This is a genomic window from Corynebacterium sp. HMSC05C01, from assembly GCF_001807155.1.
In the GTDB taxonomy this organism is placed as follows: Bacteria; Actinomycetota; Actinomycetes; order Mycobacteriales; family Mycobacteriaceae; genus Corynebacterium; species Corynebacterium coyleae.
The window spans coordinates 1-12488 of sequence record NZ_KV787971.1 but is presented as its reverse complement, the minus strand read 5'-3'; the positions used below and the strand labels follow the sequence as shown (position 1 = coordinate 12488).

At 59.2% G+C, this 12488-nt stretch carries 13 protein-coding genes, 1 tRNA gene and 1 pseudogene; 4 read left to right on the top strand and 11 right to left on the bottom strand.

Annotated elements, in window-relative coordinates:
• Positions 1–9: 9 nt before the first annotated feature.
• A complete protein-coding gene (locus HMPREF3145_RS09840) occupies positions 10–609 on the bottom strand; it encodes a copper resistance CopC family protein (RefSeq protein ID WP_070423061.1) in 600 nt (199 codons plus the stop codon).
• A 344-nt stretch (positions 610–953) separates the two neighbouring features.
• Here HMPREF3145_RS09840 and HMPREF3145_RS09835 point away from each other — a divergent pair, with 344 nt between their 5' ends.
• From HMPREF3145_RS09835 to HMPREF3145_RS09820, 4 genes are all read left to right on the top strand, one after another.
• Complete coding sequence (locus HMPREF3145_RS09835) at positions 954–2120, top strand: site-specific integrase (protein WP_070423060.1); 1167 nt, start codon at positions 954–956, stop codon at positions 2118–2120.
• Between the two features lie 195 nt (positions 2121–2315).
• Entirely contained in the window at positions 2316–3374 is a 1059-nt protein-coding gene (locus tag HMPREF3145_RS09830) for a DUF4192 domain-containing protein (protein ID WP_070423059.1), read from the top strand.
• A complete protein-coding gene (locus HMPREF3145_RS09825; RefSeq protein ID WP_083279513.1) occupies positions 3371–4540 on the top strand; it encodes a DUF4192 family protein in 1170 nt (389 codons plus the stop codon). The genes HMPREF3145_RS09830 and HMPREF3145_RS09825 overlap by 4 nt, the downstream gene beginning before the upstream one ends.
• Before the next feature lie 171 nt (positions 4541–4711).
• A complete protein-coding gene (locus HMPREF3145_RS09820) occupies positions 4712–5218 on the top strand; it encodes a DUF2938 domain-containing protein (protein WP_070423232.1) in 507 nt (168 codons plus the stop codon).
• Here HMPREF3145_RS09820 and HMPREF3145_RS12150 read toward each other — a convergent pair.
• From HMPREF3145_RS12150 to HMPREF3145_RS09780, 10 genes and pseudogenes are all read right to left on the bottom strand, one after another.
• The gene (locus HMPREF3145_RS12150) at positions 5177–5569 is read right to left on the bottom strand and encodes a cupin domain-containing protein (RefSeq protein WP_353935778.1); all 393 of its coding nucleotides are present in this window, start codon (positions 5567–5569) and stop codon (positions 5177–5179) included. The genes HMPREF3145_RS09820 and HMPREF3145_RS12150 overlap by 42 nt on opposite strands.
• Before the next feature lie 18 nt (positions 5570–5587).
• Positions 5588–5782, bottom strand: a pseudogene (locus tag HMPREF3145_RS12145) (helix-turn-helix domain-containing protein); the annotation flags it as partial.
• An 11-nt stretch (positions 5783–5793) separates the two neighbouring features.
• A complete protein-coding gene (locus tag HMPREF3145_RS09810) occupies positions 5794–6219 on the bottom strand; it encodes a type IIL restriction-modification enzyme MmeI (protein ID WP_141740865.1) in 426 nt (141 codons plus the stop codon).
• The gene (locus tag HMPREF3145_RS09805) at positions 6212–7261 is read right to left on the bottom strand and encodes a relaxase/mobilization nuclease domain-containing protein (protein WP_168162465.1); all 1050 of its coding nucleotides are present in this window, start codon (positions 7259–7261) and stop codon (positions 6212–6214) included. The genes HMPREF3145_RS09810 and HMPREF3145_RS09805 overlap by 8 nt, the downstream gene beginning before the upstream one ends.
• Before the next feature lies 1 nt (position 7262).
• The gene (locus HMPREF3145_RS09800) at positions 7263–7628 is read right to left on the bottom strand and encodes a plasmid mobilization relaxosome protein MobC (protein WP_070423054.1); all 366 of its coding nucleotides are present in this window, start codon (positions 7626–7628) and stop codon (positions 7263–7265) included.
• Between the two features lie 239 nt (positions 7629–7867).
• A complete protein-coding gene (locus tag HMPREF3145_RS09795; protein ID WP_070423053.1) occupies positions 7868–8368 on the bottom strand; it encodes a hypothetical protein in 501 nt (166 codons plus the stop codon).
• Between the two features lie 36 nt (positions 8369–8404).
• Positions 8405–9637, bottom strand: a complete 1233-nt coding sequence (locus HMPREF3145_RS11950) for a hypothetical protein (RefSeq protein ID WP_070423052.1) — start codon at positions 9635–9637, stop codon at positions 8405–8407.
• Positions 9638–9668: 31 nt separating this feature from the next.
• Positions 9669–11117, bottom strand: coding sequence for a hypothetical protein (locus HMPREF3145_RS09785; protein ID WP_070423051.1), 1449 nt, complete (start codon positions 11115–11117; stop codon positions 9669–9671).
• A gap of 398 nt (positions 11118–11515) precedes the next feature.
• Positions 11516–11713 (bottom strand): helix-turn-helix domain-containing protein, encoded by a 198-nt coding sequence (locus HMPREF3145_RS11525; protein ID WP_083279511.1) that lies wholly within the window; start codon positions 11711–11713, stop codon positions 11516–11518.
• 427 nt (positions 11714–12140) lie between these two features.
• A tRNA-Val gene (locus HMPREF3145_RS09780) sits at positions 12141–12212 on the bottom strand.
• Positions 12213–12488: the final 276 nt, after the last annotated feature.

The following is a 12488-nucleotide window of genomic DNA, read 5'->3' as shown; positions in this document are numbered from 1 at the left end:
CATGTTTCCTTACTGCGCGCCTTTGCGCACGTCATCAGTTATGGTCTTGCTCTTCTTCGAACGATTCGTCACGGCCAACACCGCGATGACCGCAAGCACGATGGTGCCAAGGGCAAGCAGCCAGAGAGCAGAAACGCTTGAGTTTTCATTCGTTTCTGCAGCGTTAGTAGCGGTCGAATCCTGTTGCGATTGCGAGCCAGCGCCATCTGGCTGATAGCTAAACGAGGTCATGCCCTTAGTTGCGTGTCCGTCGGACGAGACGATTTGGAAGCCAACTTTGTAGTCTCCGGCCTCCGGCTGCAGATCTGGCGGAAGGTCGAGTGTGACGTTTCGGCCCTCAATTACCGGTTCGCCGGTGAACAGCACATCCGTGCTTCCATTCTCCGTACGTGAGATGGCGACGGTATTGAAACCTTCCTTGGGCTCGCCAGAAAACTCCAGCTCGATCCGCTCAGGAAAGTCCTGCACCACAGACTTGTTTTCGGGGTTGGATCCGATAACAACGTCATGCGCAACCGCGGGAGCCGAGGTAACCAGAGCAGTTGCCAACGCCGCGGCAGCAATACCGCCCACTCGTGCAACTTGCCTGCAATGTGCAGGTTTGGGCATTTCGTCTCCTTGTTCAAACTATTGAGTGCGTAATTTTCGCACTCGAAATGAGTAGTCGCCTAAAACGGCCGAATAGTTCCCACACTGGCACAAAACCCCCAATATTGGCAGCTAGGAATCGCAGACCCCAGCCTGACTGCCTGAAGAAAAAGAAAAACCGTCAGTTTCCTGACGGTTTGCGTTGTGGTCCTAGCTGGGATCGAATTAGCTACGTCTGCTATAGTGAGGGCTGTCGATAACGTTCTTACCTGCATGTTTAACGACATACCACGACAGATCGTGACAAACCGTGACAAACTAGAGGGCACGCAGAGGGCACGCCCAACCTACAGAAAGGACCCCTCATGAGTTCATTCGGCACCATTCGCAAACTCCCCAGCGGAAACTGGCAAGCGCGTTTCTCCTACAAGGGAGAGCGTCACTCGGCCCCAACGACATTCCGCCTCAAATCCGAGGCTCAAGTCTTTCTAGCTCGGGTACAAACCGAGATTGCCAACGGCACTTTCATCCCCTTTGACGAACGCGAGGCGCTCGCAGCCGAAGAGAAAGCCAAAATCGACGCACAGAAGGCCCGTGAAGCCGCGAAGCAGATCCCGTTCGGCACATATGCCACCAAGTGGATTAGAGAGCGCACAAACAGCCGTGGCGAGCCACTGAAGCCGACGAGCAAGGCGGAATACGAGCGGTACCTGGCAACCGGCAAGCTCGCCTACTGGAAAAACACCCCAATCCCCCACATCACACCTGACGCTGTACGTAGCTGGTACATCGAAGAGCAGCAGGATGGGCATCGCACGTCGCTGGCAAAGCAGTACGACTTTATGAAGTCGGTGCTCAAGACTGCCGTCGAAGATGGCCTGATCACGGTGAACCCGTGCACCGTCAAAGGAGGGAGCCGCGCCTCAACCGGCAAAAAGGTCACCCCACCCACTGATGACGAGCTGGAGAAAATTCTGGAGGTGCTCCCGACCAAATACGAGGTGATCGCAGTAATCGCAGCGGCAGGCGGACTTCGTAAGGGCGAGATCCTGGCGTTAAAGACCAACGACATTGCAGTGGTCAGAGACGAATCAGGCGAAGTCGCATCGGTCGATATCACCGTCAACAAGTCGCTCTACGAGGCCAAGGACGGCACTCGGGGTGTCGGCGAGCCGAAAACCCTCGCGTCCGTCCGGCATGTGGAGATTTTCGGCAAAGACGCCACCACCATTGCCGACTACATCGCTGACAAGAGCCCTGATGCGTACATCTGGACCAACCGCGACGGTACGAAACCTATGCCGATGACGACCCTTCAGGACCCATGGGAGAAAGCCAGGGACGCAGCAGGAAGGCCAGACCTCACCTTCCACGCACTGCGCCATTACCAGGGCACCCGCTATGCCCAATCCGGAGCGACGTTGAAAGAGATTATGGCCCGTCTCGGCCACAACGACGTCAACGCCGCGATGCGTTACCAGCACGCAGGTGGCCGCTCCGCTGAGCTAGCACGTAAAGCAGCACGGAACTAGTGCTCCGAACAGCTGCGCCACCAACGCCCTCCCCGTGAACACACGATTATCAAGGCGTTGGTGGCGCCCTGTGCGCTGCTGCCCCGCCCAGGCCCACATCTCGCAGCAATAGCTGCGAGCAAGCAGATTTTGAACCCACGGTGGTTCCCCGCGCATGGCCAGTGTGCGGGTCATCTGCACGTGTGAGGAGACATCATGGAGCAGCAACCTATTTCGACCCCCGGCGATGTGATCGCCTTAATCCCCGGCTTACTCGGGTTCTACCCGCAAGAATCACTGGTGGTGCTGTGCTTCAACCGCGACGGCGGCTATGTGGAGACCAGCCCTGCAATGCGCCTTGACCTCGACCAGGTCACAGAGGACGCATTTGGTGAGCGTTTTCGGCGCATCACCGGCGACTACAACGTGGTGCTCGGCGTCATTATCACCCGCCACCGCCACCACCCGGTCGTGCTCAACGCACTGGATCACCTGTACGTCGCCTACGTTGATGAACTCATCGACGCTATCTGGTCTGTGCCCGATGTTGCCGAGGGCGAGCGCTACCACCTTGAGTACGGTCAGCAGCCGTCGATGGTGGATGACCCGCGCTTTTATGAAGGCGACGTCGCAAGCATCATGGCCTCGCCTGCAATGGCGCAGCTTGCGCAACACGGCGTGCTGCCGGAGCTGAGCCGCGATGACATGATGGGCTACTTTGCGCTCGCCACGCACCGTGAGTCGCGCTACGACCAGGTTGCCGCCGACGCGAAGCTGCACGGCAGTGAGGTGCTCGATGCCTGGGCTGATGGTGTTCACGACCCCGCCCGCGCGCTGGTGGCCCAAGCGATGCTCACCATCGAAACAGCACAGCCTGCAATGATTGTGCCCGCGCAGATCCCCGATCCGCTGGTGCTACTCGACACCGACGAGCTGACCACCTTTGTAGCGTGTCTGACCAGCAGTAAACTGCGCGACGCACTGATTACCGTCGTGCTCGACAACCCACAGCGTGCAAGCCAGATCCTGCTTGCTGTCGCTACCTGCTTCGACGGCGTTGTGCGTGCCAACGCGCTGTGCCTGTGGTCCATGCTGGCCACCAACGAAGACTTGGCAGGGCTAGCGCGTGCCGCACTCGACGCTGCGGTGGACACCGAGCCAGAGCATAGGCTGACGCGCCTGTTGGACAAGATCATGGCGCACGGGCTGAGCAGACAGCTGCTCAATAGCGCCGCTGACGGGGCGAATATGACCCTGCAGGAGCTTGGCCTATGAGCGGGCCAGCTGTGCCACAGCGGTTCTTCCCAGGTCGGATGATCGCGCAGATCCCAGGCATGTTCGCCTATTTCCCGCGCGATGCCTTAGTGCTGGTCGGCCTGGACTGGCTAGACGATGCGCTGCAACCCGTTGAGCTGGCCTATGTCGGCCTAGAGCAGGTGTTGAGCCAAAACTGGCAGCACGCGATGTTTCGTGACCTGCGCAGACTGCCTCACGTCTTCGCCGTGATCGTGACCCCGCATCGTGAGACGCAGCAGGTCGATGACATCACCGAGCACGCCTATGTGGCCCAAGTGCTGGGCACCAACCTCATCGAGGCGTGCTGGCACGTGGCAGACATTGCCCACGGTGAGTCATTCTCGCTGGTGTTCGCCACACCAGGGCTATTGGGCTACGACGTGCGCAGACCGCCTGTGATGTTCGGGTCGGTGGCCGACCCGGAAGACAACGACCACATGCGCCTGCTACACAACTGTGGCGTGCGCCCAGCGGCGAACTTCGCGACGTTTGCCGGCTACTGGGAGTACTCCGAGGACTTAGCAGCGCTGACAGGCGTGCACAGCAAAGCAGCCTCACAAGAGTTCGCCACCGCCAACGCCGTGGTGGATGTGGCAACCAGCGCGCTGCGCAGGGCGCACCGGGCGCTGATGGACCTCAACGACGGCAACGCTGATCGCGCTGTCGATCTGGTCTACGCCGCCCGTGACGTGCTGCGCAGTGCTGTGGCCAGCGAGCTGATCGAGCCGACACACTCATGCCCGCAGATTGTGCTGGTCGATGACCCGCATGAGCTTGAAGTGCTCATCGCAGCACTGAGCGTGAGCAAGATCAGCGACTGCCTGATCACCGAAGCGCTCGACCACCCGCAGCAAACCGCAGGGCTGTTGATGCACGTCGCCAAGACCACCCACGGCGAAGCACGAGCGCACGCCCTGGGCATGTGGGCGCTTATCGCGCTGCAGGAGGGTATTACCCCCTGGACGCTGCAGGCACTGCGCCAAGCAAGCGCTGAGATGCCCTCCTACACGCCTGCACGGGTCATTGGAGAGCTGTTGCGCCAAGGACGCAGCCACGAGGTCATCTCGCGGGCTCACAGCGGCTCACAGCGCGCCTGGGCCGAGCTCTTGCTGCCACCAGATGCGATGCACTGGCGGCGCACATAGGAAACCCGCCCTGGATGCACCAGGGCGGGCCCGCAGCCAGGGAGCGCCAGGTGTACTGACCGGGCACGTTGATCAACGTTTGCTGAATCAGCAAAAACAGTTGCGGGCTCTTTTGGTAGTGTGCGGTAATGGAACTGTCGGTAATGGAACTGTCTACGAGAGGTGCAGGTCATGCGTATCGGTGTCGGAGAACTTGTCCAAGCTGCTGCTGTCGGCGTGGGAGCAACCATCGTGATGGACGGGGTGGCGGAAATACTGCGCCGTACTCGTGGCTCCAAGTCATTGGACTACGCGATGGTTGGTCGATGGCTTGGGCACATGCCCGCCGGTGTCTTCCGGCACGATCCGATCATGGCAGCCGAGCCCGTCCCTCACGAGAAGGAGTTGGGCTGGGCGGCCCATTACGCCATCGGGACGGGCTTCGCCGTTGCGCTGGCCGCCGCTGATCCAGGCTGGCTCGAGCGGCCGCGTTTCATACCCGCGGTAGCATGGGGACTGGCCACGCTGGGGGCGCCTTGGCTGCTCATGCAGCCTTGTTTCGGGATGGGCGTGGCGGCGGCCAAGACCCCCAATCCCAAGCAAGCACGGCTCGGCAGCCTGCGCGCCCACACTTCCTACGGAGTGGGCATCTGGCTGTCAGGGCAGCTCGTCCACGCGGTTGTGCATCGCCGCGCCTGAGTTGGCCTCCACCGAGCCAGCGAGGTGGATTCTCCGCCCTTGGAGTCCCAGCAGGCTGAGGACCTCCACGGCCGATGTCCCAGTGCTACCGAACCAGTGCGGTGTGGTGGTGTCGAACTCAGCTGCCTGTCCCACCGTGAGTAACATGTCATGGTCCCCGACGATGAGCCGTAGTTCGCCAGACAGAACGTAAAGCCATTCGTAGCCATCGTGTCGGCGAAGGGCGGGCGTCGACTTCGTGCTGGGAATCACCATCTTCAGCGCTTGCTGCGGGCCCGGGAAGTGCGTCAGGGGCACCACCGTCATGCCGTTGCGCCGTAGAGGACGCGGATAGACCCGTGGATCTCCCACTGGCGGGGCTCCCACCAGATCGTCCAGGGGTAGGTCATACAGGGCGGACAACGCGAGCAGCAGCTCCAGTGTGGGTCTCCGGCCCCCTGATTCCAGTCGTGACAATGTCGAGACCGACAAGCCTGTTGCCTCGGCCACGTCGCCCAACGTCAGGTCACGCGACAGGCGGATGCTCCGCAGCCGAGGACCGACTCCTTTGAGGACTTCATCCATCACCAGACCTCCTACTCATTCCGCAGATACTCGAAGTTGTGGCACAGGATGTAGCGGGGCACCTCGTGCGGCTTGATCGACCCGCCTACCAGGTACTCGGTGGCCTGCCGGACCGCGACGTCGAGGTTTACACCTGGGCTTTTCGCTTCACCGATAACAACCGAGGGCTGGAAGAGATCCACCCTCCCCAACCCCACCGAACCAGCACGCTCAGCGTACATTTCGTAGATGGCAACAGACGCAGCATCCAACCCGAAGCAGCCGTAGAGCTCGGCCCAGTACGTCTGAGCATGCCGCTGCTCAATGTTGGCCTGCTCCACGCCTGGGTTGTCCAGAATCCCGCGCCAACGAACTGCAAACTCCTGCAACCTTGCCACGATCTCGGATCGGGATAGCCGCTTACCACCGTTTTTAATCACAACCGGCATCTTAGTCATCACCAAAACCTCGCTGTCTGCTGCGTCGGAGCCGTTCTAGAACCTCATTTTGAGCCGAACCCCTCTGTTGTTGCTGCACACGCTCGTATACCGACTTGCCTGAAGGTTTGCGGTCGAAAATGCTTCGCGGACTGTAATCGACCTGCGATTTGGGAGTGTGCTGCTTAGGGGCGTGGGCCTCAGCGATCAGTGCATTGATCCCGGCCACATTCTTGTAGCGCTCACCACCGAGCTTGCGCCCTGTCGAGCGCATCTTGGTCGCGCGCTTTGAACGCCCTGAAGGGGCCAGTGTGACCACGTCTCCCCCGTTCACAAACGCGAAGGAGACTCCAGCAGTACCAGCAGCAACCTCGTTGTCGCTGCCTTTGGTCCTCACTGAAATCGACTGGCGCTGAGCGAAGAACTCCAACGCCTCAAAGGAGTCCACCTCAGGGTGGCGGATCAGAGCATCGACTTGCGCCTTCAACGCAGCTTTCCAGGTTTTCCGGTCCAGCTCAGCGATAGGACGTGCAACGAGCTCATCGTCGCTCGGAAAGGACTCCCCCTCGCGCTCTGCACGAACCTTGTGCGGATCGCGTTTGCCACCAGTCTTCTGGATCACCGAGATGCCCATCTCTGAGGCCACTTCGTCCGATGCCTTGGCCAGCTTTTTGTGCACACCACCCTGAAAGCTCTTCGCGGTCTTTAGGTCGTGGTTCGCTAGAAACACGTGCGCGTGCAGATGTCCACGGTCGTTGTGGAAGATCACTACGTACGGCACGTTGTGCGCGAAGCGATCTAAGGTCTCCAGCACGTGCTCCTTCGCCCGCTGCACATCTCCGGCGTCGTGCGGATTGAACTCCTTCGGGTCAAAGCTAATCAGCACCGCGTACCCCTCCCGCTTACGACGCTTAGGCCCCGACGCCAGGAGCGCTCTGGTGTTCGCGGTGATTTCCGCGACGGAGCCACCGAGAGTGGACTCAAAGCCCACGCCTCGAAGCTCCCCCATCGTATTGACCAACGCGTACGTCAGATACCCCTTCATCGCCCGTACGGGCGACACGCTAGTGAACGGCATCGACACCACCACCTGTCAGATGCACACCCAGGAGCTTATCCAGGGTGTCATTGATGAACCGAAGCTGCTCACGCACTTCCTGTGCCGTCTGCGCATCCTGCACCGAATTCAACCGGCGCACAGCCTGGTTGAGGTTGTTGCCCAGACGGTTAACCGCGAGACGCAAGCCGGCGACGTCAGCCACCGCCTCGGAGCTAAGCAGTGCGTGCTGGGTGGGCTGTATTCCCGTGCGACCATCCAACTGGCCTAGGGCCTTCAACCCGGCCCGCATCACCCCTGCGCCACTCGAACCGTACGCCTCAACGAGTCGGTCCAAGGACCGCTTCTCTTTCTCGGTCAGGCGTACAGTCACTCGCGCCGCAGTTGTATTTCGACCCTCGGGCCCCTCAGTGTGTCTCATGCTTCACCACACCCCAAGAGTCGAAATACAAAGACGGCAAGCAACGTTTTTGGCTGCCAGCCTTCGGCGCAGACCAAAAACGATGCTTGCTAAGGGGGTCAAGCCCCCTTAGAAACCCCCACGCCGCTTGCGCGGCGTGCATCGGCGCTAGCGCGCCTCGCTGAGCACAGCCCAACCTTCCAGAGCAGGTGTTACTCACTACCGTAACCTCCTGCCCGGAACCCGTTCCGACGCGTCTCAATCTGCTCAGGGACACCAACCTGAGCCGCCTCAAAGGCCCGGGCCTGTTCGGCAGCGAACTCCTCCTCAGACAACCCGTGCACGGAGGTATTGGACCCATCCTCACCAGCAACCACCCGCTGCCGGGTGGGAGTGCCTCTAGAACGCTTACGCGCAGCCTTTTTGGCACGCTCAGACCGAGCCAATTTCTCAGCTAACTCGTTACGCGCAACCTCTAACCCCTCATTGTCTTCAAAGTCAGCACGCAAATCACGAACCAACCCAAGAACTGCGTCACACGCCGAAGCTTCATCACCATCGTATAGCTCGAATCTCGCCCGCTCCCACCTAGACGCATGCCGCTCTAGCCGCTTACGAGCCTTCGCCTTGGCAGCAGCATCAGATTTGATTGCATCTTCGAGCTGCTTGCGCAACTCGGTTACGTGGGCAGACTCACTTGCCTTAAATGTCATTTTTACTCCTGTTATGTCCAGCACGGCTACGCAGCCCTAAGCGGCGTCCCGCTGTTCGGTAACTTCCAATACGTCAAGCGATTGCATCAGCTCAACAGCCTCTTCAACGTCGCCAGGGTTGATGTCATCAAGAACCTGTTTCCGCCGATCCTTCTTGCTCATGTGGTCCCACATTGACCGGGTAAAAGGGCCGTATCCTAGGTTCGAGAGCCACTCCACCTTTTCGTTCACCGACACGTTCCTTGAGTCCAGCGTCGGCACGGACCATCGCCCGTCACGCCTCCCAGCAACAACCTTCTTCAGCGTGTCGGCACCCGCAGTGAAAACGTAGGGGCGTCTCCCAGCTGCTCGTTTACGAGCCTCATAACGGCGCTGAAAGTCCCCCCACTCATCGACCGTCCGCAAGCAACCTTCGACACCATCAGCCTCGCTAGTGCCAGGGCGCTGTTTCACGATGTGCTTCGCGATGTCCTTTGCCCGCTTGTAGTCGACAACGCTGTCCCACGGCTCAGTCTCGAAGCACGCCACCTCGTAGGCACGACCCCCATGATTCACCATGATCGCGCGCATCGTCTCAAACCGAGGTTTGCGCTTGAGGTCGTAGTCCAGGGACACGCGCTTGACCACTTCACCGGCTATAAAATCCTTCCGGCGGGTGGCGTGTGACAGGTCCCGGAACTTGGGAAAGTCCGTGTAGCTGAACGCCACCTTTCCTTCGCGAGAGACCGCGGCGTCAAAGAACCAGACCCGCTCCTCTATGCTCCCACGCTCAATGCCTTCTGGAACCTTTATCCCAGCCTTCGCTAAGACTCCACCGTCCTCTCGGGACACATTGCCACGCGTGGTCAGATTCAATAGATCATTCTGGGAGTGTTTAACCTCCCAAATGCCAGGATCGCCGGTGAGGTACTCACGAGCGTCACGCAGCTCACTCGCAAGACCGTAGAGGTCAAGTGCCTCAATTTCGGCGACAGCGCGACCCGTAATGAAGCCGTCTGTGGTGATCGAGTACACGTCTGCGACTTGGTTTGCGACGGCCAACAACTGGGCGCGGACAATCGAGGTGGTCATTGATGCGTGATACGGACTGGTAATGGCAGAACCACCGATATTTTCCATCTCTTGGACCCAAGAATCCCAGGCCGAACGGTCACTCACGTCCTGGGCAAGCTTGCCGTACACGGAGTTCGTGGCAACCTTGATTACAAGCTCCTGCAACGACTTCTTTCCGTGCTTCTTTTTCGCTCGTACACGATCCTCGACCATCATTCGCAGTGCCGAGCGCAGAGCGCGGGAATCTTCACCACCGACCTTGTAAACACTGGTGAAGTATCCAACTTGGCAACGCACGCGAGCCCCCCAACTTGACCGCCAATAAAATTTCGGGCCCCATCAACCACACGCCCTCGAAGGCTGCCTGGAAGTTCGTCCCGTCCATCCCCACACCCAACGAAGATCCGAGTCCCCGAGAAGTGCGTGGGTACAACACAGATCCCTTGTATGAGACGGGCAAACACGGGTGCTGCACGTGCTCAGGGAATTCCCATTCGCAGTAGGCCACCAAACCGGTAGCAAACCCGCCCGGGAAATCACCTTCGGTGAAGGTGTGGTCCTCAACGATCCTGGAAATGGCGCCAGCCTCAAAATCAGGATCTACCACCATCGCCATCGCAGTCGGGTATGCATTTTGAGCGTCCACATCGATCGTCAGATCCTTGTAGTAGCCAACAATCGGGCACGTGTTGAGCCCACCGTGAAAAGCCTGCGCGGCCCCGAAGTGGAGCATGCCCGCATGCCCGTCAATCGGCTGCAGCTCACGCTGCACGTAGTACTGCAGCTTGTGCGGGTCATCATCGACCACGTCCTCCCGGTCAATGGCCACCAACCCCTGCAAGCGCGCGGTTAGCTCTGCAGCATTACCGATCCCCCAGTAGCGGCCTACACCAGCGCGCACTGCACTAGCTCCGCCACCAGATAGCGTTACCGGAGGCTCAATGTTGTCACCCCACACCATGCCCAAGTACTCCAATGGCACTACACAATCCTGGATGCCGTACTCCAGGAACCCCTGCATATCCTCGCGCAACATCAGACCCATGTCGCTCTTGATGTCGTCTGCAACAGAGATTTTCTCCACACCACAGACTGCCCCCAAGTCCTCAAGCCTCTTGCTGTCGGGCGGAGCCTGCCCCATCGTGTCCCGAACAGTGATGCGCAAAGGCATCCACCAATCGCCCCGTCCATCTCGCCATACGAGACGGAGGGGCTTGAGACTTACAAGACCACCAGAGGCGTTGTTTACCTGGCGCAGAGGGTCGTTGTACTTCTCACCACCGCTACGCTGCTTCGCGGGCCGTGCGAACGCCGTCAGATCAGCCTGCAAATAATGACCGACCAGCGTGATGTTGAGGGCCCCAAGTTTGAACAGCTCACGCTTCGACCGCTCGTAATTGAGCTTGCCGTCGTTGAACCGGTAAAACTTCTTCTTGAAGTACCCCCGGCTTCTCATCTCCGGCACGCATTTCCAGAGCTCAGCTTCCTGAACCACGATGTACAGAGCATCCTCAATTGAAATACGCTGATTCGCGAGCGGAAGCATCACCACCTGCCAACAAAAGTCCCTGTCAGCAGGGTCAATGCAAGCGAACTGGTAGGAATTAACCACCCGTACACTCTCACCGGAGTCAAGCGTATATGTAGTGAATTCGGTGTCGTAGGTCACGATGATGGTGTCCCGGCCCGTACTCATCGCACGCACCGTTGCCAGATCACCAAACGCAACGTCATCACCCCCGCTACAGCCCTCGATAGCAGGCCCTGGAGCAGACCTCTGCACAAGCGACGAGGACCGGCCCGATCCGGCCCGGCCATTCTCGCCTCCCATAGGGGATATTGGCCGGATTGAATCTCCCCTGGTTAGAGCTTGGTTTCCGAGTAGTTCGAGGTCGGGGTTCTTTGAGAACCCCGACCTATCGACCATTTTGGGTAGACGGTTTGGGCGTAGCTTCCGACGTGTGAGGACCGCATATTCAGACGGCGCTGCAGACCCACGCCCCTCGTTCACATCAACGCATTTTATGGTCCAATCAGAGCCCTGTGTCCCTGCAAGAACCTGGCTATAGGTCAAAGGGGGAAAGATGCTGGACATTACGCAGCACCCCCATAGATGTACTCACGCAGCTCACGAGCCGAAAAGACAACGTTTCTACCGACACAAGCCGGTATGGGACGCAGTTCGCCTCGAGCAACGAGGCGCTCAATAGTGCGGGTGGAAGTTTTGAGTCGTTCAGCGACTTCCCGTTTGGTGAAGACCTGCAAATCGTCTTCGATAAGTGGTGCAGACATGCGTCAGCCCACCTCCATTCTTTAATGGAAGTTGGGCACCGCTGTCGCTTCGGCAGGGGGATCGCCATCCCATGTGTCCTGCCTACTCCCACCGGATATTGGGTGGGTGCACCACTTGTAACTCTCCATCGGATCATCAGGGCCAAGTGGCACCCCTACCCGACAGGCTGGATCTCTCTCTAGGCCAGCGGGAGTCCAAACCCGTAACTCTGACCTGGTGCACCGGAGCGGGATTGCCCCGGATGTGATCAAACTTACTATATGCGCGACAAATCGCGCCAGCCCCGCCAGGCCTAAGACCCCACCCCAATGGTCAATGACCCTGCTGCAGCTGAATCACCCACAGGAGGGCACGTAGAGGGCACGGCAACAAAGGCGTAGCGCCCTGCAAAACGAAAAACCGTCAGTTTCCTGACGGTTTGCGTTGTGGTCCTAGCTGGGATCGAACCAGCGACCTTTCCGGTGTGAACGGAACGCTCTTCCACTGAGCCATAGGACCGAACGAGTTGCTAGATTACACGGATGGAGCGCCACGGACGAATCCGCAGGCCACAACCACTTTCCCCCCCAAGAGAGCCTTCCCCTGCCTAGTTTGACACCTTGAATCGCGTGCGGCTCCCGAGAATTACATCGCTGAAACCTCATTAACCAACCCGCACCAAGTGCCGTGAACTGCCGATTTGGATACAAGCGGTGAATGAGGATAAGGTTTGTTCTCGCAATCAGCGCGGTAAGCGCGGAGAGCATGCGGATGTAGCGCAGTTGGTAGCGCATC